Raw genomic sequence first — 26481 nt, 5'->3', positions numbered from 1 at the left:
GGACCGGCACCGCCCCTCTCCCATGATTCCGCGTACGGACGGTGTCAGCCGCCGTTGACCTCCTTGGCGATCCGGTCGCCGAGGTCCTTGTCGACGTTGCGCCAGTACTGCAGCGCCCGCTCCAGGACCGGGCGGCTCACGCCGTCCAGGAGATGGCCGGAAATGTTCGACACGAGCCGGTCGCGCGCCGCGTCGTCGAGCACCTTGCGGACCATCGTGCCCGCCTGGCCCCAGTCGTCGTCCTCGCGGTGCAGCTTGTACGCCTCGTGGACCATCTCGCCCGCCGTGGCCCAGCCCGCCGGGTCGCCGAAGCGTTCGGTGTCCGCGGCCGGTCCGCCGTACGAGTTCGGCGCGTAGACCGCCCCCGTGCGCGTCGGCTCGTACCGCATCGGGCCGTCCTTCGCGTACGAGTTCCGGCCGAACCGTGGGCGGTTCGGCGGCAGCTGCGCGTAGTTCGGGCCGATCCGGTACCGGTGGGTGTCCGGATACGAGAAGAGCCTGCCGAGCAGCATCTTGTCGGGCGACGGACCGATACCGGGCACCAGGTTCGACGGCTCGAAGGACGCCTGCTCGATGTGGACGAAGAAGTCCTCGGGATTCTCGTTCAGCGTCATCCGGCCGACTTCGATCTCCGGGTAGTCGCCGTGCGGCCACACCTTCGTGAGGTCGAACGGATTGAACCGGTAGTCCGGCGCGTCGTCGAACGGCATGATCTGGACGTACAGCGTCCAGCTCGGGTGGTCACCCCGCTTGATCGACTCGAAGAGGTCACGGCGGTGGACGTCGCCGTCGATGCCGGCCATCTCGTCGGCCTCGGCCTGAGGGTAGAAGTCGATGCCCTGGTCGGTCTTGAAGCGGTACTTGACCCAGAACCTCTCGCCGCCCGCGTTCACCCACATATAGGTGTGCGAGCTGTAGCCGTTCATGTTGCGGTACGTCTTCGGGATGCCGCGGTCGCCCATCAGCCAGGTGACCATGTGGGCGGACTCGGGAGAGAGGGTCCAGAAGTCCCACTGCATGTCGTGGTCGCGCACCGCGCTGTCCGGGCGGCGCTTCTGCGAGCGGATGAAGTCCTGGAACTTCATCGGGTCCCGTACGAAGAAGATCGGCGTGTTGTTGCCGACCATGTCGTAGTTGCCGTGCTCGGTGTAGAACTTCAGCGCGAAACCGCGGGGGTCGCGCCAGGTGTCGGGGGAGCCCTGTTCGCCGGCGACCGTGGAGAAGCGGGCGAGCATGGCGGTCTGCTTGCCCGGTTGGAAGAGGTCGGCCTTGGTGAACTGGCTGACGTCGTTGGTCACCTTGAAAATGCCGTAGGCACCGGAGCCCTTGGCGTGGACCACTCGCTCGGGGACCCGTTCACGGTTGAACTGGGCCATCTTCTCGATGAGGTAGTGGTCCTGGAGCAGGATCGGGCCGTCGGATCCGACGGTGAGCGAATGTTCGTCGCTCTCCACCGGGATCCCGGCATTGTTCGTGGTGTAAGGAGCGTTCTTCGTTTCCTCGGTCACGAGCGTCCTCCCGTCGGTGCGGGGTGTCGGTCAGGTCGTCCAGGCGGCGCCCGGGCACGACCGAGTCAACTCCGACGACGAGAGGTCGGCAACATGTAGACCTTGTCCAGACTTGGGTTATTTCTTCCGTGTTCTATTGCTGGCCGCGGGTAGGCATCTCGAACCAGACGACCTTGCCGGTCGACAGCCGGGTCGCACCCCACCGGCGGGCCAGCCGGTTCACCAGGAAGAGGCCGCGGCCGCCTTCGTCCATGTCGCGGGCCCGGCGCTGCCGGGGCAGCTGCGGGGCGTCGTCGCCGACCTCGCAGCGCAGGATGTCGGTCCGCAGCAACCGCAGCGTCACCGGTCGCTCCGCGTACCGCACCGCATTGGTCACCACCTCGCTGACCAGCAGTTCCACCGAGTCCGAGAGCTCGTCGAGGCCCCACCTGCTGAGCGCCCTGCGGGCCAGCCGCCGGGCCCGTCCGGGGGCGGAGTCCTCCGGCTCCAGGAACCAGTACGCGACATCGCTCGGCGCGATCCCGTCGAACCGGGCGGCGAGCAGCGCGATGTCGTCGTCCCGGTCGCCCGGGCCGAGCATGTCGAGCACGTCGTCGCAGAGCGCCTCCAGCGGCGGCGAGTGATCCGGTCCGGTGAGCTGGGCGGTGGCGGCGAGCCGCTCACGCAGCTGCTCGATACCGGTCCAGACGTCCCGCAGCCGGGACTCCACCAGACCGTCGGTGTACAGCAGCAGCGTGGCGCCCGCGGGCGCATCCAGCTCGACGGCCTCGAAGTCCACCCCGCCGACGCCGATCGGGGCGCCGGGCGGCACCCGCAGCACCTCGGCGCGGCCGCCCAGATGGAGCAGCACGGGCGGCGGGTGCCCGGCGTTGGCGATGGTGATCCGGTGCGCGACCGGGTCGTACACCGCGTACAGGCAGGTGGCCATCCGGTCGCTGCCGAGCCGCTGCGCCTGCTCGTCCAGGTGGTGCAGCACCTCCTGCGGTGGCAGGTCGAGCCCGGCGAGGGTCTGCGCGGTGGTGCGCAGCTGGCCCATGATCGCCGCGGAGGTCATGGAGTGGCCCATGACGTCCCCGACGACCAGCGCGACCCTGCTGCCGGGCAGCGGGATGGCGTCGTACCAGTCACCGCCGACCCGGGCCGTCTCGGCGGCCGGGAGGTAGCGGGAGGCGAGCCGGACGCCGGTGGGCTGCGGCAGCGAGTCGGGCAGCATGGTGCGCTGCAGCTCATCGGCGATGTACGCCTCGCGTCCGTACAGCACGGCCTTGTCGATGCCGAGCGCGGTGTGCGTGGCCAGCTGGGCGGCGACCAGCAGGTCGTTGGCCTCGAACGGCGGCCGCTCGGTCCCGCGCAGGAAGACGGCGGCACCGATCACCCGCCGGCGGCCGCGCAGCGGGGCGAGTATCACCCGGTGGCCGGAGGGGACGGTGCGCCCGGCGCCGAGCAGTTCGGGCAGGGCGACGCGGGCCGCCGCGGAGTCCCCGAAGACGGGCCGTACGCCGCGCAGCACCTCGGCGAGCGCACCGCCCGCCTGCACCTCGCAGAGTTCGGCCGCGGGCGTCAGGTCGGCATGCGGGTCGATGGCGGGCGCGCGCAGCCGCTCGGTCTCCGGGGAGGTCTCGGTCTCCTCATCGTTTAAACGCAGCCGGTCGGACCGGCGCAGCCGCAGGACGAACGGGGTGGCCGGGCGCTCGTCGCCGACCGGGAGTGGATCGCGGAGGTAGACGAGTATGGCGTCGGAGAACGTCGGCACGCTGGCCCGGCACAGGCCGAGGACGATCTCGTCCAGATCTATGCCGCGGGCGATCCGGCGGGTCGCGGCGCCCACGAAGCGCAGCCGGTCGCCTTCGCGGCGGGCCACCGTCTGCGGGTCCGGTCCCGCCGCCGCCGCGGCGCTCGGCGCGACGGCGGGAGTCGGTGCCGTTGCGGGGCCGGGAATCGCCGTGGGATTCGAGCCGGTGCCCGGGGGCGTGGCCGGCTTCGGGCCCGACGCCGCGGCAGGGCCGGGAATCGCTGCGGTGGCAGGGGTGGCTGCAGGCGCGGCGTCCTGCTGCCGCGGCCGGGCGCGTTCCTGCGACCGGGCGGCGAGAGGCTGCCGGCCTTCGTGGGAGGTGGGATGCTCCGTCACGCGTGGGGTTCCGTCCGTCCGGGCCGGTTGTATGAGGCAATCACCTTGTGGGGCGCCACTGTGCCCCGGCGAGAGCGGTGATGACAACGGCTGCCATCGCATGCCCAGCTCCGCGGGGCCGAAACCGTATGCCTGCGGGGTGTGCCGCTGACAACGTTTCCGCCGTTTCGGCGGCGGACAGCGTGCACATCTCCACCCCCTCGTAGTGGTTCGTCCGGTTGTTGCGACTCATGCAACTGATGCGGCTCATGAAGATCGTGCACTCGTGCGATGACTTGCGGTCAGGTCCAGTGCCGCGCCCGCCGGTTGGAGCGGAGCAGCCCTCCGGAGGACGATCCTACGTTTGCCCCCCTGGGGTGCATCAAGGGTCTCACGACGGCATATGCGAGGGCGTACGGTCCCAGTCATCCGGCAGCGCGGGCACTTGCCACCGCGGATCGGGCCGCCAGTTCTCCCAGCCGTCCCGGAACGGAGTGCCCCAGGCGTTGATCACGCCGACGGCCGCGCGGCCCGCCTCCCGTACCCGCCGCGCGGTGTCCCGGTCCATCAGACCGACCCGCTGCGCCTGGGCGAATTCGTCCTCGTCCAGCCAGCGCCAGCTTCGGTCGGGGTGCACGGCGATGTCGAGAAAGTGATCCTCGGAGTCGACGCCGCCGGCCCAGCGGGTTCGCGGTTCCTCCAGATTCACGTACCAGTTGCGAAAGCTCCAGCCGTGGTCCCAGAACAGCCAGACCGACCAGGGTTCGCCGGGCCGGGCGAGCTTCAGCACGCCCCTGCCGAACCAGGTCGAGCGGGCGACGGTGCGGGGCGCGGTGTACCGGGTGGCGAGCGGCTCGGCGTGCACGCTGGAGCCGTCGGCCAGAACCGGTCTGATGCATTCCGTGCCGGGCGCCATCCAGACGGCGAGCAGTTCGTCGGTGTCCTGGACGACGGTGACCGGCCGGCAGATGTGGACCGGGCTGTGGGCGCCGCCGGGCGACCGCGGACCGTTGCCCCGGTAGCGCCACAGGATGTGATCGCCCGGCGCCCAGCACGCGACGTCCGAGCGATCGACTTCTGCGCGCGCGTTGTCTCCCGTACCTGCCATGGAGAGATCTTAGGGATGCGGCCGCCCGGTTGCTGCGATCCACGTCACGGGCGGGTCATACGCAACACGTCGAGCGCCTCGTCGAGCTGTTCCACCGTGAGGTCGCCGCGCTCCACATACCCCGAGGCCAGCACCACTTCACGGATCGTCCGCCGCTCGGCGAGCGACTTCTTGGCGACCTTCGCCGCCTCCTCGTAGCCGATGTACTTGTTCAGCGGGGTGACGACGGACGGCGAGGACTCCGCGTACTCCCGGGCCCGTTCCACGTCGGCCGTGATCCCGTCGACCGTACGGTCCGCGAGCAGCCGGGAGACGTTGGCCAGCAGCCGGACCGATTCCAGCAGGTTCTTCGCGATGACCGGCAGCATGACGTTCAGTTCGAAGTTGCCCGCCGCACCCGCGACGGCGACCGTCGTGTCGTTCCCCATCACCTGGGCGGCGACCATCAGGACGGCCTCGGGAATGACCGGATTCACCTTCCCCGGCATGATCGACGAACCCGGCTGGAGGTCGGGAAGGCTGATCTCGGCCAATCCGGTGCGGGGGCCCGAGGCCATCCAGCGCAGGTCGTTGGAGATCTTGGTGAGCGAGACGGCGATCGTACGGAGCTGGCCCGACGTCTCGACGAGCCCGTCCCGCGCGCCCTGCGCCTCGAAGTGGTCGCGGGCCTCGGTGAGCGGCAGCCCGGTGACGCGGGCGACCTCGGCGATCACGGCGGCGGAGAAGCCGGGCGGGGTGTTGATGCCGGTGCCGACGGCCGTGCCCCCCAGCGGTAGTTCGGCGAGTCGTGGCAGCGACGCGTTCAGCCGCTCGATGCCGTAACGGATCTGCGCCGCGTAGCCGCCGAACTCCTGACCCAGGGTCACCGGCGTCGCGTCCATCAGATGCGTACGGCCCGACTTCACGACCGTTGCGAACTCGGCGGACTTGCGCTCCAGCGCGGCCGCCAGATGGTCCAGGGCGGGGATCAGTTCACCGGTGACGGCCGCGGTCGCGGCGATGTGGATGGAGGACGGGAAGACGTCGTTGGACGACTGCGAGGCGTTGACGTGGTCGTTGGGGTGGACCTCACGGCCGAGGCGTTCGGTGGCGAGGGTCGCCACGACCTCGTTGGTGTTCATGTTGGAGGACGTGCCGGACCCGGTCTGGAAGACATCGATCGGGAAGTGCGCGTCCCAGCGGCCGTCGGCGACCTCGCCCGCCGCGTCCTGGATCGCGTGGGCGATGTCCGGGTCGAGCACCTTGAGCTCGGCGTTGACCTTGGCCGCGGCGGCCTTGATCCGGGCCAGGGCCTCGATGTGGGCCCGCTCCAGGCGCTGGCCGGAGATCGGGAAGTTCTCCACGGCGCGCTGCGTCTGGGCCCGCCATTTGGCGTGCGCGGGGACCTTCACCTCACCCATCGAGTCGTGCTCGATGCGGTACTCGGTGCCGCCGGTGGTGTCGGCCGGGCCGGCGGATGTCTGTGCGTCGTCCATGGGTTTCAACCTCCTGAAAAAGTTGAGCACTTGTCTTGTTCTGCGTATTCCCAAGTTGCCTACCGACCAGTAAATACCGGGGGTAACCACAAACCGGGGAGGCGCAATGAGGCGCACCAGACACAGACTCCGCTGTACGGTCGCGGCCGCCGCGGCCATGACGGCGGCAGTGGGCGGCATGACCGCTGCCGCCGGGCCGGCCGCCGCGGCACACAGGTCCGGTACCACCCCTACCGCATCCACCCCCCTCCCGCCCGAGCTGGAGGCCATCCGCGCCGCCGAGGCCACCCGGCTGTACGGCGACCCGGCCGAGCGCCCGCTCGCCGACCGCAGGACCGGGCTGATCTCGCTCGGCGACAGCGAGATCTCCGGCGAGGGCGTCGGAACGTACGAGGCAGGCACCAACGGCCCCGACAACTGGTGCCACCGCTCGCCCGACTCCGCCATCCACCGCACCGGGATCCCCGCCGACGTCACGTACAACGTCTCCTGCTCGGGGGCGTACACGGGAAACATCGTGATCGGCGGATCCAGGCAGTACGCCGACGAACTCGTGCAGAGCGACAACCTCGCCATCAAGGCCCGCAACACCCGTATCAAGATGATCGTGCTCGTGGCCGGTGCCAACGACGACCTCCAGTTCGGCCCGGTGATGACGGACTGCGTGGAGCGCTGGGTGCTCCTCCAGGGCGCGTGCCGGCCGACGTACGAGGGCGGCTGGCAGGCTCGGGTCGACGGGCTCGTCCCCAAGGTCGAGAAGACCGTACGCGACCTGCGGACCGTCATGTCCGACGCCGGCTACGCCAGTGGCGACTACAAACTCGTGGTGATGGGCTACCCCAGCCCGATCGGCCCCGACTTCAACGACAACCCGAACTTCCCCGGCAAGATCCCGGGTGGCTGCGCGGGTTACGACTCCGACGCCGCCTGGGGCCGTAACGTCGCCGTCCCCGCCTTCGAGCGCGGAATGCGCAAGGCCGCCGCCGACACCGGGGCCGTCTACCTCGACAACTCCCGGCTCTTCCACGGCCACGAGGTCTGCATGGAGGACACCTGGGCCCGCGGCCTCTACATCGACCTGTCGCACTTCCCGCCGGACTCCAACTCCGTCCGGCAGTCCTTCCACCCCAACGCGCGCGGGCACGCCGCCTTCGCCTCCTGCCTGACCCAGATCTACAACTCCGGTCTGCGCGAGGCGAGCTGCGCCGACCCGGCGAGCACCGGAAAGCCGGTCCTGGAGCCTGCCGCCTGGGACTCGGTCTTCAAGCCCCTGAAGAACGAGGCCACCGGCACGTGTGTCGACGTCCCCGCGTCGGTGACCCGCAACAACACGAAGATCGCGGGCTGGGACTGCCACGGCGGCCGCAACCAGGGCTGGTGGTACGACGCAGGCACGAAGGCCGTCCGTACGGAACTGAGCCACGACCGGTGCCTCGATGTGCCGGGCGCCGACTACAAGGCGGGTGCCACGCTCATCCTGTGGAACTGCTCGGGTGCGGCGAACCAACAGTTCGTCCAGGAGTCGGGCACGTTGCGCCCGGCGGCTTCGACCGGGCTGTGCCTCACACTCGCGGCGGCCGAGGACCCGCTGAAGCTCCAGGCGTGCGACGGGACGGCGAAGCAGCGTTTCGCGTAGGGCCGCAGGGCGCATGACGGCGGGGCGGTCGCGCGATGCGGCCACCGCGCCGTCACTCGTCCACCGCCTCGCTCAGGGACCGGACCGTCGGCGACAGATAGAGCCGCCGCAGCGGCACCGGAGGCAGGCCGCGCTCCCGCATCGCGGTGGCGAGACGGATCGCGTAGAGCGAATTGCCGCCCAGATCGAAGAAGTTGTCGTCGGGGCCGACCGGCACGCCGAGGACGGACTCCCAGATCCCGGCAAGTTCGGCGAAAGGGTCGGCGGGGGCGGAGGCAGCGGTGCCGGGTGGGGCGTCGGCCGGGGCCTTCGGGGCGGGCAGCCGGGACGGGTCCAGCTTGCCGTTCGGGGTGAGCGGGAGCCGCGGCAGGGCGGTCACCGAGGCGGGCACCATGTGCTCCGGCAGCAGCTTCGCGGCCCGCCGGCGTATGCCGTCGGCCGTGCCGACCGGGTCCGCCGCCAGAACCACGTACGCATCGATCCGCACGCCCGCCGCATCCAGGAACGCGTCCCCGGACACCGTCACCGCCGCCGCGGTCACGGACGGGTCGGCCAGCAGCACGTGACGGATCTCGTCCAGCTCGATCCGGAAGCCGCGCACCTTCACCTGGCTGTCGATCCGGCCCAGATGCTCCAGCGTGCCGTCCGCGAGCAGCCGGCCCAGATCGCCGCTGCGGTACATCCGTCCGCCGTGCCACGGGTCGGGTACGAAGCGCTGCCCGGTCAGGCCCGGGCGGCCCAGGTACCCGGTCGCGACCCCGGCGCCGCCGACATGGATCTCACCGGGTGCCCCGGGCGGGACCGGCCTGCCCCGGGCGTCGAGCACGTAGACGTACCAGCCGGGCAGCGGACGCCCCACCGAGCGGGATCCGGACAACGCCGTGCGCCGGGTCACCGTCTGCGCCGTGACATGGACCGTCGTCTCGGTGATGCCGAACATGTTGACCAGCCGGCAGCGGTCCTCGGGGTGGCGGTCGAACCAGTCGCGCAGCGGGCGGGCGTCCAGCGGTTCGCCGCCGAGGACGACCAGGCGCAGGGCGAGCGGCGTGCCCTGGCCCCGCTGTTCCCCGTGTTCCCGGTCGGCGGCCATGAGCTGGGTGAATGCGGACGGGGTCTGGCTGAGAACGGTGACCCCCTCCCCCGCGAGCAGGGCGTGGAAGTCGGCGGGGGAGCGCGACACCCAGTAGTCGACGACGACCAGCCGGGCGCCGGTCAGCAGAGCGCCCCAGATCTCCCAGACGGAGAAGTCGAAGGCGCTGGAGTGGAAGAGCGTCCACGTGTCGCCGGGGCCGAGACCGAAGTCGTCGCGGGTGGCGTCGATGAGGGCGAGCACATTGGCGTGCGGCACGACGACACCCTTGGGGCGGCCGGTCGAGCCGGAGGTGTGGATGACATACGCCGGGGCGGTGGCGGGCCGCGCGGTGGGGGCCCGGTGGCCGGCCGGGTGGCCGGTGAGGGGGGCGGTGTCCTCCACCGTCAGCCGCAGCCCGGCGTCCTCGGCGGTGCGGGCGCGGCGGTCCGCGGGGTGGTCCGGATCCAGCGGTACGTAGGTCGCGTCCGCCTTGAGGACGGCGAGCATCATCGCGACGAGGTCCGTCGAGCGGGGCAGGCAGAGGCCCACATGGTCACCGGGCCGGACGCCCCGGGCGCGCAGCCCGGCGGCCAGTTCGTCGGCGCGGGAGTCCAGCTCCCGGTAGGTCAGGGTGTGCCCGCCACAGGTCAGGGCGGGCGCGTCGGGGCACAGGGCGGCCTGGTCCGCGAAGGCCTCGTCGATGCGGCGGGAAGGGAGCGGCGGCGGGGCGGCCGGGCGGCCGAGGGCGAGCTGCTCGGCGGACTCCGTCTCGTCGAGCAGGACGAGGTCGATGAGAGGGGTCTCGGGCGGCACGGTGGCCAACTGGTCCTGCACACGCGCGACATGGCGCTCGAAAGGGGCGGTTTCGTCGATGGTTTCGTCGATGACGTCGTCGCCCGCAGGAGTGAGGGGAGTGGCGAGAAGGTCCCCGACCGTCCGGGCCTCGGACAGGTCGGCTTCGAGCACGGCCCGGCCGCCGAACGCGCCGAGGGTGTTCCCAGGCCGGTCGAGCGCCGAAACGGGCACGGTCACGCGTGCGGACGACCTGCCCTCGTACCGTCCGCGCACGAGTGCGGTGGCGGCAGCGCGCCGCAGGGCTCCGGGGCCGGGGAAGAGGGCGGGATGCGCTGTGGGGGAGTGCTCCGCCGTCCGTACCTCGTCCGGCCCGAGCTCCCCGCAGAGCACGCGGGAGATCAGCCGGAGCGAGGTCGTGTCCAACGCGGCCGGATCGGCGACGAGGACGAGATCACCGGGACGGGGCACGGGCGGGCGCACGGTGCCCTGCGCGGTCCCACTGGCGGGCTCACCCGCGGTCCCGCCTGCGCGGGTGCCCGCGACGTCGTCCGTGGCGCCCGCCGCAGGCGCGTGCGCGCTCCCGCCCGCGAACCCGCCCCCGGACTCACCCGCACCCTCCTCCTCGTACCGCAGCAGCAGCACCCGCAGCGGCTGCCCCGGACCCAGTGGACGTCGGGTCTCGGTCTCGCGTCGGCGTGCTGCTCTCTCCGAGTCCGCCGGTGCCGGGACGGTCTCGGTCCACAGCCGGGGCTGCGGGCCGTCCGGCCACCACCGCTTCGACGCCGTCGCGAGCACGGTCGCGACCGTGCCGTCGTCCGTCGCACCCCGTGGCAGACGGACCGTCAGCGTATGGCGGGCAGTTGGCACCGGTGCTCTCCTCCTCGTAGGGGTGCGCCTCAGCGCGTCGTGAATCCGCCGTCGACCGTCAACACGCTCCCCGTCACCTGACGCGACTCGTCCGACGCCAGCCATAGCGCCGCGTCCGCGACGTCCTGTGGCTCGACGAGTGCGTTCATCGGCTGCGCCCGGACGAACGTCTCCTCATGCTCGGCGACCGGCACCTCCAGCGACCGGGCGATCTCCGCGAGCATCCGGCCCTCCATCGCCTCGTCGTCCCGCACCGACCCGGGGCACACCGCGTTCACCCGCACCTTGCGCGGCGCGTAGTCCAGTGCGACGGCCTTGGTCAGCCCGACGAGGCCGTGCTTGGCGGCGACGTAACCGGCGAAGTGCCGGTAGCCGACCAGGCCGGCCGTCGACGCGATGTTGACGATGGAGCCGGAGCCCTGCGCCGTCATCCGTCCGCCGACGGCCCGGATCGCCCGCCAGGCACCGCCGAGGTCCACATCGATCATCAGCTGCCACTCGGGCTCGGTGATCTCGTGTGCGGAACGGCCCGAAGGGGCCGCGATCCCCGCGTTGTTGACGAGGACGTCGATCCGCCCGAATCGCTCCTCCGCATCGTCCGCCGCCGCCTCCAGGGCGCCGAGATCCCGCACGTCCGCCTGCCGGGTCAGCACGGCGGAGCCCGCATCGCGGCAGAGCTCCGCCGTGTACGCGAGCTGGCTCGCCGAACCGAGCGGATACGGCACGCCGGGCAGCGGACCCGCCACATCGAGCAGCACCAGATCCGCGCCCTCGCGGGCGAACTTCAGCGCACAGGCCCTGCCGAGCCCGCGTGCCGCACCCGTGATCAGCGCGGTCCGCCCGGCCAGCCGCCCGGTGCCGCCGCTCGTCGTCATCCCTCGCCCAGTTCGGTGGTGATCAGTTCCAGCAGCGCGCCCGGCCGGTCGGCCAGATACATGTGCCCGCCGTCCAGCTCGGCGACGGTCAGCTTCCCGCTCGTCGCCCACCCCCACTCGGCGGCACCGGCCGCGCCGACGAGCGTGTCCGTACGCCCGCGGACCGAGACGACACGCACGGTCAGCGGTCGCTCGGAGGCCGGCCGGTAGTTCTCGTGCAGCTGTACGTCGGCCCGGAGCGACGGCAGCAGCAGCTCCCGCATCTCCGGGTTCTCCAGCGCCGGATGCGCGTACCCGGCGAAGCTCTTCACCCGTGCGACGAACTCGTCCTCCGGCAGTCCGCCCGCCCGGTCGGTGCGGGCCGTCCACGGACCGGGCGAGCCGCTGACGAAGAGCGCTTCGAGACGGATCCCCGGCTCGCGTTCGAGCCGGTACGCCAGCTCGTACGCGAGTACCGCGCCCATGCTGTGCCCGAACACGGCCACCCGTCGGCCCGTGCCCCCGAGCGCGGCGGTGACCTGGGCGTACGCATCGTCCACGGCCTCGGCCGCCGAGGTGTACGCGGGCTCGGCGAACCGCTTCTCCCGGCCCGGCAGCTGCACCGGCAGGATCGTCAGCCCCGCCTGCCCCTGCCCCTGCCACGGCGTGAAGAACGACGCACCCGCCCCGGCGAAGGGCAGGCAGATCAGGACAGTCTCTTCCACGGTCTCTCTTCCGGTCGAGGGTGTACGGAGGGTCAGCCGGATGTCACGAACGCGCCCAGGATGGCGGCCAGATACGCCGGGTCGTCCGCCCCGCACAGCTCGCGCGCCGAGTGCATGGAGAGTCCCGGCACCCCTACATCGACGGTCGCGACGCCCAGCCGGGCAGCGGTGAGCGGACCGATCGACGTACCGCACGGCATCGCGTTGTTGGAGACGAACGGCTGCCACGGCGCACCCGCCCGCTCGCACGCCGCCGCGAACACGGCCATCCCGGTGCTGTCGGTGGCGTACCGCTGATTGACGTTGACCTTGATCGTCGGTCCGCCGTTGGGCAGCGGGTGGTGGTCCGGGTCGTGCCGCTCCGCATAGTTGGGGTGCACCGCGTGCGCCATGTCGGCGGAGACGCAGAAGGCCCCCGACACCGCTCGCGACCAGTCCTCCGAGCTGCCGCCGCGCGCGGTGACGGAGCGGCCCAGGACCCGCTCGAGCATGGGGCTCTGCGCACCCGTCTCGGAACCGCTGCCGACCTCCTCGTGGTCGAAGGCCGCCAGGACGGGGATGTACGAGGGCCGCTCGGCTCCCGTCGCCGCGCCGGCCAGGGCGGTGACGCCGGCGTGCACCGACACCAGGTTGTCCAGCCGTGACGAGACGACGAACTCCCGGTCCGCGCCCAGATATCCGGGCGGCTGGATGTCGTGCAGCATCAGGTCCCAGCCGAGCACCTCGTCCGGGTCCACCTCGGCGGCCGCCGCCACCCGGCGCAGCAGCGCGCCCTCCTCGGGAGCACCGAGTGCCCACAGGGGGGCGACATGGCGCTGCCGGTCGAGCGCCAGTCCCTCGTTGACGGAACGGTCCAGGTGGATCGCCAACTGCGGGACCCGCAGCAGCGGTTCGTCCATCTGGACGAGCCGCGACTCGGTCGTACCGCCGGGCCCGCGCAGCGCGAGCCGCCCGGAGACGCCCAGGTCGCGGTCGAGCCAGGTGTTGAGCGGGACCCCGCCGTAGATCTCCACGGCGATCTGGCGCCAGCCCGCCGAGCCCGTGTCGGGGGTGGGCTTGATCCGCAGGTTCGGCGAGTCGGTGTGCGTGCCGACGATCCGGAACGGGGTGTGGGCCGGGGCGTCCTCGGGGACGTACCACGCGATCAGGGCGCCGCCGCGGGCGACGAAGCTGCCGCCGGTCGTGCCCGTCCAGTCGTCCGTACCGCGCAGCTCGCGGAAGCCGGCCTTCTCCAGCCGCTGGATGGCGCTCGCCACCGCGTGGTACGGGGACGGGCTGGCCCGGATGAAGGTGAGCAGGTCGTCGGTGTGACTGCGGTGACTGGGGTGGCTGAGGTGGGGGGCCGGCGTCATACGGCGTCCGCCTTTCCGCTGTTCGGTTTCGAGGGTGAGGGTGGGGGTGAGGGCTTCGGGCGTGCGGGTGGGGGTGAGAGCTTCGAGGGTGTGGGGGACGGGGACGACGGGAGCAGCAGTTCCCGGACCGGGCGGTCCGGCCGGGCGCAGAACTCTTCGAGCAGCGCGATGTACGAGCTGAGGAGTTCTTCAGCTGTCTCCCGGTTCCACAGGTCGGTGGAGTACTCCAGGAACGTCCGATAACCCTTCGTACGGTCCCGGCACGGCGCAAGCCCGAAGCACAGCTCGCTGCGTGAAAGAGGCGGTGCCAGATCCTCCACCTCGACGTCCAGACCGGGGATCTCGATGTCCGTGTCGAGGGAGTTCTGGAAGGCGAGCACGTGCGGCACCCGGTCCGGCACGTCGTCGGCGCCCGCATCGCGCATCGCCTGCATGATCCGGGCCGTCGGCAGCACATGCGCCATCGCCCCCATCGCCCCCGCCCCGGTGCGCGCCGTCAGCTCGGCACAGGTGGTCTCGAGATTGGCCGAATCCTGTCGTACGCGGACCATCACCGCCGTCGACGTCATGGCGACGAGCGACTCGAAGGCGGTTCCCTGACGGTTGGCGTACGGGACGCTCAGCAGGATGTCCGGCTCCCCGGAGAGCCTCGTCAGAAACACTCCGAGCGCCGTGGCCGCCACCGCGAACGGGGTGGTGTGAACAGCCCCGGCGAACTCCTCGACGGCCGCCCGCACCGCCCCCGACGCCCGGCCGCGGATGGTGTCGCCGAGCCCGCTGAGCTGCGCGGGCCGGGGGCGGTCGGTCGGTACGGGCACCCGGGACGGCACTCCGTCGAGATACGCGGCGCAGTACGAGGCCCGGCGGGCCTCGGTCTCCGGGTCGTCCTGGGCGCGCTGCCAGCGGGCGTACTCCGTGACCTGCGAGCCCGGCGGGTCGAGAGTGTGCGGCACGCCCTTCGCCGCCGCGGTGTACAGCGCGGCGATCTCGGCGAGCAGGAGCGACAGGGACCAGCCGTCGGCGGTGATGTGGTGCAGGACGAACATCAGCGCCCAGCGGTCCTCCTCGACGCGCAGCAGCCGCAGTCGGGGAAGCGCGGGCTGCGAGAGATCGAACGCGGTCGTGGCGGTTTCGCGGCACAACTCATCTGACCGGGGCCGCCGTTGGCCCGGCGGCAGGCCGGTGAGGTCTTCGACGGGCAGATCGACGGGTTGCGCGGCGACGACTTCCTGCCACCAGGACGCGTTCTCCCCGACGAACCGGGTCCGCAGGGAGTGGTGCCGGGCCAGCAGCTCGGTGAGCGCGGACCGCAGCGCCGGAACGTCCAGCGCGCCGGTGAAGGTGATCCGGGTCGGGATGTTCCACAACTCGGAGTGCGGTACGGAGTGGTGTCCGGCGATCATCCGGGCCTGCTGGTCGCTGACCGGGGCTCGGTCGACGACCTCGACGTCCTCCCCGGTGGGCGCGGGCTCGGGCGCGAGCTGGTCGGTCATCGCCCGCAGCGTGGCGGCGGAGAAGAAGTCGGCCATCGGATAGTCGACACCGAGCGCGTCCCGTACCCGGTTGACCAGGCGGATCGCGGTGATCGAATTGCCGCCGAGGTCGAAGAAGTTGGTCTCGGCGGGGAAGCCGCGGACGTCGAGGACGGACTCCCAGACGTCGCGGAGCGTGTCCGCGGTGGAGCGCGGTGAGTCGTCCCCGGTGGACCTGCCACCACCCGTCATCGACTCCAGCGTCCCGACCAGCTCGTCGAGATACCCGCGCGCCGTCTCCGCGTCGAACAGATCCGCGTCGTAGCGCAGCCGCAGCCGCAGGCCCGATGCGGTACGCGTCGCCATCAGGGCGAGTTCCAGCGGGGCGGACTCCGTCCCGGCGGGCACCTCCTCCGCCCGCAGTCCCGGCAGGTCGACCCGCGACAGCGTCTCGTTGTCCAGGTCCACCGACACGGTGATCAGGGGGCGCGGGTTGCCCGGGTCCGGGTGCCCCCCGACGAGCAGGGCGTCCAGGTCGACCAGCTGCCGCTCGTCCGCCTCGCGCAGGGCGCGCCCGGTGGCCCGCACCGCATCGGCGGTGTCCGTACCGTCCGGCAACGACACCCGCAGCGGCAGCAGCGCCACATGGAAGCCGACCGTGTCCCGGGTCCCGGGGGTGCGCCGCCCGAAGGTGGAGCCGAGCACGAACTCGTCCTGCCCCGACCGCCCGCGCAGCACCAGCTGCCATGCCGTGCAGAGCGTCGCGAACAGTGTGGCGCCCTGCTCCCCGCTCCACTCCTGCCACCGCACGGTCCGCTCCTGGTCGACCCGTACGGCCACCGCCCCGCCGCGCCCCGCGACCCGGCGCTCGCGCGGCCGGTCGGTGGGCAGTTCGAGCACCGGCGGCTTCTCACCCAACTGCTCGCGCCACCACGACAGATCGGCCGGGTCCCGGGGCGGTTCCGGTGCACCGGCCGTCGTGCCGGCAGGCCGTGCGAAGACCGGAGCGCGGTTCTCCACCGCCGCCCGGTACAGCTCCTCCAGGTCACTCGTCACCAGCCCCGCGGAGTGGGCGTCGGTGACGATGTGGTGCATGCCGAGCACCAGCACCTGGTCGTCGTCCGCGAGCCGGATCAGCCGGGGTGTGAAGAGCGGCCCCTCGGCCAGGTCGTACCCGCGCCCGCTCTCCTCGGCGAGCGCCGCCGCGATCGTCCGGTCGGCCCCGTCGGGGGACTGCCCCCGGGCGTCCGTCACCAGGAGCGGGATGCGCAGCCCGGCCCGGACGACCTGGACCACGGTCTCGTCGCCGCTGCCGGCCCGGAACACGGTCCGCAGCCCGGCATGGCGGGCGACCAGCCCGTCCAGGGCGGCGCGGAGGGCGGACTCGTCGAGCCGGCCGTGCAGGCGGACCGCCTGGGTCTCGTTGTACGCGGCGGAGTTGCCGAGCAGCCGGGCCGCGAGCCACAGCCGCCGCTGCGCGGAGGTGGCGGGCGCGGTGATGTCCTGCGGCCCCTGCGCCTCCTGCAACCCCTCAGCCTCCTGCAACCCCTGCGTATCGTGCGGCCCCTGTGCCTCCGGCGATTTCCGCTCCAGGATGCGGCGCCGCAGCAGATCCAGCTGTTCCAGTCCCGCCCGCATCCGCTCCTCGGGCAGCCCGAAGTCGACCAGCGCGGCGATCTCGTCGGCCCCGGCCCTGTGCAGGGCGTCGACGAACGGGGCGCAGCTCTCCGGGGTGCCGATCAGGGCCCGCTGGTCGCAGTACCGGTAATACGCCCGGCGGAACAGATAGTCCAGGTCCTCCTCGCTCGCCGTCGCGACGTCCTCGGGGCTGCGGCCCAGCGCGGTGGCGGCCGACCTCATCAGGAGCGACGAGCGCAGATAGCGACTCATCGGCTCCAGCGCCTCGGCCCGCGCGGCGGCATGATCCGTACCGAGGTAGGTGTGGACCAGGACGGTCACCCGGCCGCCGTCCGGATCGAGTCCGCAGTCGGCGCGCACCTGCCGGTAGTGGTCGATGTTCGCGGTCAGTTCGGCCACGGTCTGGCTCATGAGGTTGGTGACGATCCCCAGCCCACGGCGGGCCGCTTCCCCGTACGAGGAGCGCTGCCCGGAGGTGGCGAGGAACATCGGCGGCTCGGCCTGCACCGGACGGGGATGGATGCGTACGCCGGTCTCGGCGCCCTCGCCCGTCCGCCGCGCGACGGACTCGCCGGCCCACAGCCGGCGGACGTCGTCGAGATGGGAGAAGGCGATCTCCCGGCGGTCCTCGAACCGGTCCGGGTGCAGGGCGAAGTCCTGCGCGTGCCAGCCGGTGGCGCAGCCGATGCCGACCCGCCCGCCGGAGAGGTTGTCGACGACCGACCACTCCTCGGCGACCCGGATCGGGTCGTGCAGCGGCAGGACGACCGAGCCCGCGTTGATCCTGATCCGTTCGGTCTCACGGGCGAGGACGGCGGCGAGTACCGCCGGGTTGGGGAAGAGGCCGCCGAAGGAGTGGAAGTGCCGCTCGGGCAGCCAGACGGAGCTGAAGCCGCGCTCGTCGGCGAAGCGGGCGGTCTCGATGACGCCGTCGTACGCCTTGGCCGTGTCCGTGGTCTCCGGGTAGTCGCCGAAGAAGTAGACGCCGAGGTCGGGGGCGGGGCGGGTGCGCGGTGCGGGCAGCGGCCGGCCGGGCCGTTTCGCCGACGGGAAGAAGCCGCCGTCGCGCAGTTCGCGCAGCGAACCCTCCACGGCGGCGGCGACCTCGGCCACGTCGTCGTCGGTGTGCGCGGTGGAGAGATAGAAGCTGCGCCACTCCCAGACGTACAGACCGCGCAGCAGGAGGTGGTGGTAGAGCAGCTCCATGTCGGCGCGGTGCGTGAACCGGAACATCGAGCCGAAGTGGGCCAGTTCGAGCGGGAACTCCTCGTCCCGGAAGAAGCGGTTGAGGCGGTCGGCAAGCGCGTCGGTCCGGGCGTTCAGCCGCTCCTGGAGACCGGGGCCCTCCACCTTGAGGTGCGTGAGCACAGCCCGCGCCGCGGCCATCGAGAGCGGGTGCTGCATGTACGTACCGCCGAAGAAGGTGGTCTCGTGCGGGGGTCTGCTGTCGTCCCCGTACTGCCAGAGACCGCCGTCGACGCCGTCGAGGATGTCGGCGCGGCCCGCGATCGCGCCGATCGGGAAGCCGCTGCCGAGTGCCTTGCCGTAGGTGGCCAGGTCGGGGACGACGCCGAAGTGGTGCTGGGCGCCGCGCGGGTGCGGGCGCAGACCGGTCAGCATCTCGTCGAAGAGGAGCACGATGCCGCGACGGGCAGTCAGGTCGCGCAGCGACCGCAGGAAGTCGGCCGGGCGGAGTGCGGGGTTGCGGCACTGGACGGGCTCGACGAGGACGGCCGCCACGGTGTCACCGAGCGCGTCGATGGTGTCGAGGGCGTCCTGGCTGCCGTACTCCAGCACGATCAGCTCGGCGACGGCGCTCACGGGGATGCCGCGCGAGACGGGCACGGCGCCCGGGCCGCCGGGGCGGCCGAGCACGGAGTCGATGTGCCCGTGGTACGAGCCGCGGAACATGACGACCTTGTCGCGCCCGGTCGCGGCCCGGGCCAGCCGGACCGCCGCCGAGTTCGCCTCCGTACCGGAGCTCGCGAACGCCACCCGCTCCATCCCCGTCACCTCGGCCAGCAGTGCGGCCACTTCACCGGTGTCGGGGGAGCGGGGACCGAACCGGAGCCCCTGCGAGAGATGGCGCTGTACGGCATCGGTGACGAACTCCGGCTCGTGCCCGAAGAGCAGGGAGCCGAAGCCCATGGTGATGTCGGTGTAGTCGTTGCCGTCGACATCGGTGAGCCGTGACCCGTGCGCGGACCGGGCGGCGATCGGGTACAGCATCTCCTTGGTGGCCTGGCGGAACCCGACGACGGCCCGGCTGTCGGCGAGCACCGGCCGATGCTGCTGTGCCAGCTCCTTCGAGGTGGGGGTGCGCTCGGTGAACCGCCGGACGAGGGACGCGGTGTGCGCGCGCTGGGCGGCGTCGGCGCCCGCCCCGGCCATGCCGGCCGCGGGATCCACGACGAGGCGGGGACCGTGCTGTGCGGCGGCAGCAGGGGCAGCGGTGGGGGGGAAGCGATGCGGGGAGGGGGCAGCGGCGGCTGCGAGCTGTTCGGTCAGGCGTCGCGAGAGCTCCGCCGCGCGGGCCACCTCGACGGCGGCACCGTCCGCGTGGTTCATCGGCGGTCCCCCTCGGGGGTGGCGGAGACGCCGGTCAGCAGGGCCACGGCATCCGAGAGCTGGGTGAGCATCGCGGCCTGGTTGCGGGCCAGCTGGGCCACCTGACGGGTCAGTTCCTCGACCTCGGCGCGCGTCGCGTAGACCGGTTCCGGCTCATCCTCCACCTGCGGCTTCGGAGCCGTACGCGTCGATATCAGGCGAGCCGTGAGCCGGGGGGTGCCCGCCTCCTCCAGTATCTCCCGTATCGCGATCTCCGTACCGAACTCCGCCTCCAACTGCCGGACCATGCCGATCAGCTGGAGTGAGTCGGCGCCCAGTCCGACGTATGTCCTGTCCGCACCGACCTCCGACGGCCGATAGCCGAGATGGCCGGCGGTAAGCGCCAAAACCCGGTCCAGTACGGCCTGTTCCGTCATGCCATCCTCCGTTGTGCGCTCGGGTACGTACGAAGTGGTCGGGACCGGCGGCGGACCGACCCAGTGGGACTGATGCTGGAACGGATACGTCGGCAGCGGCACCCGCCGGCCGCCGCACCCCGCGAGCAACGCCGCCCAGTCGACGGCCACCCCCGCACAGTGCAGCCGGGCCACCGCGTGCCGGAACGCCGATGTCGGTACGGCGGCCGCACCCGGCAGCACCCGACGCGCCATCCCGGTCAGTGCGGCGGAGGGACCGAGTTCGAGGAGGACCACACCGGCGGGTCCGGTGGGTCGAGCGGATCCCGTGGAACCGACGGCCCGCAGCACCGCGCGGAAGTCGGCGGTCCGGCGTGCCTGCCGGACCAGGTAGTCGGCGCCGGGCCGCCACCCCGGGTGCCGCACCACCCCGTCGAGCCCGCTGACGAACGGTGTACGGAGCGGGAGCAGCCCGGTCTTCTCCACGGCCGCCCGCAGCTCGTCGAGGACCGGATCGAGCAGAGCGGTGTGAAAGGCCCGGTCCACGGCCAGTGGCTCGTACGCCTCTCCGCCCGCCGCCAGCAGGGCGCGCGCGGCCTCGACCGCCTCCGGGGGCCCGGCGACGACATGGTGGGCCGGCCCGTTGACCACGGCGAGCTCCAGCCCCTCGACGGCGGCCTGCAACTCCCGTACCCGCGCCTCCGGTACGAACGCCGCGAGCATCGCACCGGCCGCCGACCGCTCCTGCATCAGCCGCCCGCGCCGGCACAGCAGCCGCATCCCGTCCTCCACGCTCAGCGCCCCGGCCACGCAGAGCGCCGCGTACTCGCCGACGCTGTGCCCGGCGACCAGCGAGGGCGTGACGCCGAGCTGCTGCCAGAGGCGGGCCTGGGCGATCTGGAGGGCGAAGAGGGCGGGCTGCGCGAAGTCGGTGGTCCAGACGGCCGGGCCGTGGCCGTGCACGATCCGGTCGAGGAAGTCGCCGTTCCCCGTCTCCTCCTCGTAGACGCGGGCGCAGGAGGCGAGTACCTCGGCCACGACGGGGAAGCGGGCCGCAGGCTCCGCGCCCATGCCCGGATGTCCGCCGCCCTGCCCGCTGAAGAGGAAGACGGGCCGCTCCGGCTCCTGGTCGACCACCCCTGTGTCGTACGCAGCGCCCGGGGCCGCCCCGGCCAGGAACGCGTCCAGCCCCGCCACCGGATCCTCGGACGTCACGACCAGCCGATGGCGCAAATGGCGTCGCCCGAGCGCGGCCGTGACCAGCAGATCGACGGGCGCCGCCGCGGGCCCGCGTACCAGCCGCTCGCGGAACGCGCGGGCGTACACCACCAGCGCCTCGCGGCTCGCGCCGGACAGCGGCAGCAGGGGCAGCGCCTGCGAGGAAACGTTCCGCCGCCGCTCCGCCTCCCGCACCGCGGGCGCCTGCTCCAGGATCACGTGCGCATTGGTACCGCCCATCCCGATGGAGTGCACCCCGGCGCGCCGTACCTCCCCGGGCACCGGCCACGCCGTCTCCCGCGCCGGTAGCACGAACGGGCTCGACTCGACGGCGAGCGCCGGATTCGGCGCCCGGAAGTTCACCAGCGGCGGGACGATGCCGTGCCGCAGCACCAGGACCGCCTTGATCAGCCCGGCCAGACCCGCCGCACTGTCGAGGTGTCCGATGGCAGGTTTGGTGGAGCCCAGCGCGCAGAACCCGGTCCGGTCGGTGTGGCGGCGGAACGCCTCCGTGAGGGCGGCGAACTCGATCGGGTCGCCCTTGAACGTGCCCGTGCCGTGCGCCTCCACGTAACCCACCGATTCCGCCGGGACCCCGGCGGACCGCAGCGCGCCCAGCACGGCATCCCGCTGCCCGGCGACACCCGGTGCGGCGAAACCGGTCTTCGCCGCACCGTCGTTGGTGACCGACGAGCCCAGGATCACGGCGTGCACGGTGTCTCCGTCGGCGAGCGCCCGGTCCAGCGGCTTCAGCAGGACGGCAGCGACACCGTTGCCGCCGACCGTGCCGTCCGCACCCGCGTCGAAGGCCCGCACGGCACCGGTCCGGGAGAGCGTGGAACCCTTCACATGGCGGTGCCCCGTCACCTGCGGCAGATGCAGCGCCGCCGAGCCGACCAGCATCAGATCGGCGTCACCGGCGCGCAGCGCCTGACAGGCCAGATGCACGGAGACCAGCGAACTGGAGCACGCCGTCGCCACATTGATCGCGGGACCGGTCAGACCCAGCCGGAACGCGGCCCGATTGGCGGTGAAATCCGGGTAGTTGCCGACCTGGACCTGCTTGACGGTCATCCAGTCGCCGGAACGTGCCTCCGTGGCCAGGTTCTCGGCGAGATAGCTGTGCAGGGAGTAGAGGCGGTAACCGGCGCTCCCGTACACCCCTGTCCGTAACGACTCGTCGTGACCGGCGTAGCCGCCGTCCTCCAGGGCGTGGAAGCAGCACTCCAGGAAGAGCCGCTGCTGCGGATCGGTGAGGGCCGCCTCGCGCCCGCTCATCCCGAAGAACCCGGCGTCGAACCCGTCGATGCCGCCGTGCCCGTCGCCGTCCAGCAGCGCCGCCGCCCCGACGAACCCCTCCGCCCCGTACTCCGCCTCCGGTATCCCGGCGGCGGCGAACTCGGTCGCGGTGAATCGGCGTACGTGCGAGACGCCCGCCCGGATGTCGCGCCAGTACTGCTCGGGGGTGTCAGCCCCCGGAAACCTCAGCGCCATCCCGATCACCGCGATGCGGTTCTCGTTCCCCCGCTCCTGATCGCGCTCCCTCGCCGTCTCCACCACCGCGCCTCTCTCCCCTCCGCAGCCCCGCCACCCGGAGCAGGAACGCCACCGCGACCACCATCGCAGCGCCATGGGACCATCCGACGACCGTCAGCGGGCTGAATCGGTCAAGTGCCGCTGCGACAAGGATCATTCCGACGCCGAAGCCAAGATTCTCGAACGTCGCGGAGAGCCCGAACGCATGCCCGCGAAGGTCGGCGGAGAGCGTCTGCAGATGCGAGGTGTACGAGACCTCCGTGAGCCCGTCGGCCGCTCCCGCGACCAGTGCGATCACCCCTGTCGCCACCAACGGGAACCCCGCGAACGCCAGGATGAACGCCCCGGACATCACGATCGTGCCGTAACCGAAGCCCAGCGCACCCACCGATCGGCCGGTGCGCTTCGCGTACCGCTGGATCACCTGTTGTGCGACGACGTTCCCCAGCGCCCACAGGCACCAGAAGGCGCTGACGAACACGGCCGGGCGCGAGGCGTCGAGCTCGGTGGAGTAGATCGGCAGCGCCGCGTTGTGGGACGACGAACCGAACGCGTCCACCCCGCGCAGCGCCACCATCAGGCCGAGACCGGGCGCGGCGGCCAGCGCGACGAACGCGACAGGCATCCGCCGCCGCTCCGCCTTCTTCGCGGCCGCCGCACCCTGTTCGGCGCGCCCGCCGGAATCCCCCTCCGAATCCGGCCGAGCGCTCTTCCCTCTGCCTCCGCCCGCGATCGGCAGCAGCGCCACCGTCACGGCACAGATCACAAAGGTGGCCATGTCCACCACGAACGCGGCGGTGTAACCGACCAGCGACACGACCACACCGGCCGATGCGAAGCCGGCCACCATCGCCAGCGAACGCCCGGTGATGGAAAGGGAGTTCGCCCAGCCGCGCCGGTCGGCGCCCACCATCTCGGGAATGGAACTGCGCAGCGACACCATGAAGAGCGTTCCGCAGGACCCGACCACCACCGAGACGGCCATCAGCGCGCCCGTGCGCAGCCCGTCCGGCGCAAGGACCAGCAACAGCATCACCGCCGCCTGCGCCACATTCGTCCAGAGCATCACGGTCTTGGCGGTGAAGCGCGCGAGCAGCGTGCCGGCCGTCAGACCGGCGACAAAGCCGGACCCCAGCCGCACCGCCATGAACAGCCCCATGGCGATCGCCCGGCCCGTCGTCTCATAGACGAACAGATTGAGCGCCACCATATTCAGGAAGGTGCCGTACGAAGAGATGGCGTATCCGGCGACAAGGAATCGATAACGCCGTTCGCCGTGCGCCGTGCTGTCCGGTCCGTCGTCGGAATGGCTGTTGGTCTGGTCGATGCCGAGCTTCACCCGGACATACTCGTCGAGCAACCACGACCCCCGATGTCGAGCCGTTTGCACAAATGTAATCTGCATACTTGTGAAGGACGATCAATCCGGCCCACGGGCATGTGATTGCCGCGAATCGTCGCCCGACCGTCCCTGCGAGACGGCCCTGGCGGCGTACCGGCGCGCGCTCGTGCAGGGAAGCCTTCCGCAGGACGGTGCACCGGCCTGTCTACGGGCCCTGCAGCTGGTGGTGACGGACCGGGACGCACCGGGTTCGCTGATCCCCGTGCCGCCGGAGACGGCATCGTTCGCCGCACTCGGCCCCATCGAGGAGGCGATCGACCAGCAGCACCGCAATCTGCGCGCGGTCCGCGCCAGTCTCGCCGCGTTCGAGGGGCTCTACGCGGAAGTGCACCGGCTCGAACAGCCCGTCCTCACCCGGCTCGTCGGAAGAGCCGTCATCAGCAAGGCACTTGACGCGGCCGTGGGCAGTTGCCAGGAGGAGCTGCTCACCGCACAGCCCGGCGGCGGCCGCCCCTCGCACGTCCTCGGCGAGGCGCTGCCCCGCGACCTGCGGATGCTGCGGCGCGGAGTGCGGCAGCGGACGATCTACCAGCACACCGTCCGCTCGCACCGGGCGACGCTCTCCTACATCGAGCAGGTGACGTCGGCCGGAGCCGAGGTACGGACGGTCGCCGAAGTCGTCGACCGGGTCATCGTCTGCGACCGGGAAATCGCGTTCGTACCCGTCCCCGACGAGCCGCACACGGCGCTGCGGGTCCAGCACCCGGCCCTGGTCGGCATGGTGGTCCGGCAATTCGACAACGCCTGGACCCGCTCCGTCCCGATCCGTCCCGACGGCGCGCCGCTGCGCTCCTCCGTCATCATGTCCGACCTCCAGCGCACCATTCTGCTGGCGGTCGTGGGCGGTGAGACGGACGCGTCGATCGCCCGCCGGCTCGGCATGAGTCGTCGCAGCGTCGCCGAACACATGCGGAAGGTCTCGGAACAACTGGGCAGCAACAGCCGCGCCCAACTCGGCTATCTGCTCGCGACGTCGGGGCTTCTGGACCCCTGAGCGAAGCGGTACGGACGCACCGCGGGGGCGCCCCGGCCGAAACCGGAACGCCCCCGCGGGCACGTACGCACGAAGTGATCAGGCGAGACCGGGACCCCGCACCGGAATGCTGGTGAACGTCGGCGCCGGGGCGGGCTCGGTGAAGAAGTCGTTGCCCTTGTCGTCGACGACGATGAACGCCGGGAAGTCCTCGACCTCGATCCGCCAGACCGCCTCCATGCCGAGCTCCTCGTACTCGACGACCTCGACCTTCTTGATGCAGTCCTGGGCGAGGCGCGCCGCCGGGCCGCCGATCGAGCCGAGGTAGAAGCCGCCGTGCGCGTCGCACGCGTCGGTGACCTGCTTGGACCGGTTGCCCTTGGCGAGCATCACCTTGGAGCCGCCCGCCGCCTGGAACTGTGCGACGTAGCTGTCCATGCGGCCGGCCGTCGTCGGGCCGAAGGAACCGGAGGCGTATCCCTCGGGCGTCTTCGCAGGGCCCGCGTAGTAGACCGGGTGGTCCTTGAGGTACTGCGGCATCTCCTCGCCCGCGTCCAGCCGCTCCTTGATCTTGGCGTGCGCGATGTCGCGCGCCACGACCAGCGGACCGGTCAGCGAGAGCCGGGTCTTGACCGGGTACTTGGCCAGCTCGGCGAGGATGTCGTCCATCGGCCGGTTCAGGTCGATCTCGACGACGTCACCCGCCTCGTCGAGGTGCTCTTCCGTGGTGTCCGGCAGGAAGCGCGCCGGGTCCTTCTCCAGCTGCTCCAGGAAGACACCCTCGGCGGTGATCTTCGCCGTGGCCTGGCGGTCCGCCGAGCACGACACGGCGATCGCGACGGGCAGCGAGGCACCGTGCCGCGGCAGGCGCACCACGCGCACGTCGTGACAGAAGTACTTGCCGCCGAACTGCGCACCGATCCCGATCTTCTGCGTCAGCTCGAAGACCTTCTCCTCCAGCTCCTTGTCCCGGAAGCCGTGGCCGGTCGGGGAGCCCTCGGCGGGCAGCTCGTCCAGGTAGTGCGCGGAGGCGTACTTCGCGGTCTTCAGCGCGAACTCGGCCGAGGTACCGCCGACGACGATGGCCAGGTGGTACGGCGGGCAGGCCGCGGTCCCCAGCGAACGGATCTTCTCCTCCAGGAACTTCATCATGGAGGCCTCGTTGAGGACAGCCTTCGTCTCCTGGAAGAGGAACGACTTGTTGGCTGAGCCGCCGCCCTTCGCCATGAAGAGGAACTTGTACGCGCCGCCGTCGGTGGCGTACAGCTCGATCTGGGCCGGCAGGTTCGAGCCGGTGTTCTTCTCGTCCCACATGGTCAGCGGGGCCATCTGCGAGTAGCGCAGGTTGAGCTTGGTGTACGCGTCGAAGATGCCGTGCGACAGGGCCTCCTCGTCACCGCCCTCGGTCAGCACGTTCTGCCCGCGCTTGCCCATGACGATCGCGGTGCCGGTGTCCTGGCACATGGGGAGGACGCCCGCGGCGGCGATGTTCGCGTTCTTCAACAGGTCGAGCGCGACGAACTTGTCGTTGGACGACGCCTCGGGGTCGTCGACGATCCGCCGGAGCTGCGCCAGGTGTGCGGGGCGCAGATAGTGCGAGATGTCGTGCATCGCCTCGGCGGCCAGGGTGCGCAGCGCCTCCGGGTCGACCTTGAGGAACGTACGGCCGTCGGCCTCGAAGGTCGAGACGCCCTCGGCGGTCACCAGCCGGTACGGCGTGGTGTCCTCTCCCAGCGGGAGCAGATCGGAGTACGCAAACTCTGGCATTACGGCCATTCCT

14 protein-coding genes are annotated in these 26481 nt (G+C 71.6%); 2 read left to right on the top strand and 12 right to left on the bottom strand.

Features of this window, described 5'->3' with window-relative positions:
• Window positions 1-44 precede the first annotated feature (44 nt).
• The 4 genes from OHB49_RS16660 to OHB49_RS16645 all read right to left on the bottom strand — a co-directional run bounded on the left by OHB49_RS16660 (window position 45) and on the right by OHB49_RS16645 (window position 6198).
• The gene (locus OHB49_RS16660) at window positions 45-1508 is read right to left on the bottom strand and encodes a catalase (protein WP_329161175.1); all 1464 of its coding nucleotides are present in this window, start codon (window positions 1506-1508) and stop codon (window positions 45-47) included.
• A 133-nt stretch (window positions 1509-1641) separates the two neighbouring features.
• Window positions 1642-3636, bottom strand: coding sequence for an ATP-binding SpoIIE family protein phosphatase (locus OHB49_RS16655; RefSeq protein WP_329161174.1), 1995 nt, complete (start codon window positions 3634-3636; stop codon window positions 1642-1644).
• Window positions 3637-4006: 370 nt separating this feature from the next.
• Entirely contained in the window at window positions 4007-4723 is a 717-nt protein-coding gene (fomD, locus tag OHB49_RS16650; RefSeq protein ID WP_329161173.1) for a cytidylyl-2-hydroxypropylphosphonate hydrolase, read from the bottom strand.
• 44 nt (window positions 4724-4767) lie between these two features.
• Entirely contained in the window at window positions 4768-6198 is a 1431-nt protein-coding gene (locus OHB49_RS16645) for a class II fumarate hydratase (RefSeq protein WP_329161172.1), read from the bottom strand.
• 106 nt (window positions 6199-6304) lie between these two features.
• Between OHB49_RS16645 and OHB49_RS16640 the strand changes: the two genes are divergently transcribed.
• On the top strand, window positions 6305-7834 hold the full coding sequence (locus OHB49_RS16640; protein WP_329161171.1) for a ricin-type beta-trefoil lectin domain protein: 1530 nt from the start codon (window positions 6305-6307) through the stop codon (window positions 7832-7834).
• A 52-nt stretch (window positions 7835-7886) separates the two neighbouring features.
• Here the strand turns inward: OHB49_RS16640 and OHB49_RS16635 are convergent, their stop codons facing one another.
• The 7 genes from OHB49_RS16635 to OHB49_RS16605 are packed head-to-tail and all read right to left on the bottom strand — an operon-like array spanning window position 7887 to window position 23536.
• Window positions 7887-10568, bottom strand: coding sequence for an amino acid adenylation domain-containing protein (locus OHB49_RS16635; RefSeq protein WP_329161170.1), 2682 nt, complete (start codon window positions 10566-10568; stop codon window positions 7887-7889).
• Window positions 10569-10597: 29 nt separating this feature from the next.
• Window positions 10598-11443 carry an SDR family oxidoreductase gene (locus OHB49_RS16630; RefSeq protein ID WP_329161169.1) on the bottom strand — a complete coding sequence of 282 codons (846 nt, stop codon included), beginning with the start codon at window positions 11441-11443 and terminating at the stop codon, window positions 10598-10600.
• Complete coding sequence (locus OHB49_RS16625) at window positions 11440-12147, bottom strand: thioesterase II family protein (protein WP_329161168.1); 708 nt, start codon at window positions 12145-12147, stop codon at window positions 11440-11442. The genes OHB49_RS16630 and OHB49_RS16625 overlap by 4 nt, the downstream gene beginning before the upstream one ends.
• Before the next feature lie 32 nt (window positions 12148-12179).
• Window positions 12180-13499 carry a M18 family aminopeptidase gene (locus OHB49_RS16620; RefSeq protein ID WP_329161167.1) on the bottom strand — a complete coding sequence of 440 codons (1320 nt, stop codon included), beginning with the start codon at window positions 13497-13499 and terminating at the stop codon, window positions 12180-12182.
• The gene (locus OHB49_RS16615) at window positions 13496-19177 is read right to left on the bottom strand and encodes a MupA/Atu3671 family FMN-dependent luciferase-like monooxygenase (RefSeq protein ID WP_329161166.1); all 5682 of its coding nucleotides are present in this window, start codon (window positions 19175-19177) and stop codon (window positions 13496-13498) included. The genes OHB49_RS16620 and OHB49_RS16615 overlap by 4 nt, the downstream gene beginning before the upstream one ends.
• The gene (locus OHB49_RS16610; RefSeq protein WP_329161165.1) at window positions 19174-22350 is read right to left on the bottom strand and encodes a type I polyketide synthase; all 3177 of its coding nucleotides are present in this window, start codon (window positions 22348-22350) and stop codon (window positions 19174-19176) included. Before OHB49_RS16610 ends, OHB49_RS16615 begins: the two co-directional genes overlap by 4 nt.
• Window positions 22259-23536, bottom strand: a complete 1278-nt coding sequence (locus tag OHB49_RS16605) for an MFS transporter (protein WP_443079661.1) — start codon at window positions 23534-23536, stop codon at window positions 22259-22261. The genes OHB49_RS16610 and OHB49_RS16605 overlap by 92 nt, the downstream gene beginning before the upstream one ends.
• A gap of 199 nt (window positions 23537-23735) precedes the next feature.
• On the opposite strand from OHB49_RS16605, the gene OHB49_RS16600 reads away from it, so the two are divergent.
• Window positions 23736-24722 carry a helix-turn-helix transcriptional regulator gene (locus tag OHB49_RS16600; RefSeq protein WP_329161164.1) on the top strand — a complete coding sequence of 329 codons (987 nt, stop codon included), beginning with the start codon at window positions 23736-23738 and terminating at the stop codon, window positions 24720-24722.
• Between the two features lie 78 nt (window positions 24723-24800).
• Here OHB49_RS16600 and OHB49_RS16595 read toward each other — a convergent pair whose 3' ends face one another.
• Window positions 24801-26468, bottom strand: coding sequence for a fumarate hydratase (locus tag OHB49_RS16595; protein ID WP_329161163.1), 1668 nt, complete (start codon window positions 26466-26468; stop codon window positions 24801-24803).
• Between the last annotated feature and the right edge of the window lie 13 nt (window positions 26469-26481).

It is taken from the genome of Streptomyces sp. NBC_01717 (assembly GCF_036248255.1).
GTDB lineage: Bacteria > Actinomycetota > Actinomycetes > Streptomycetales > Streptomycetaceae > Streptomyces.
This window is presented reverse-complemented; position numbering and strand designations above follow the sequence as displayed.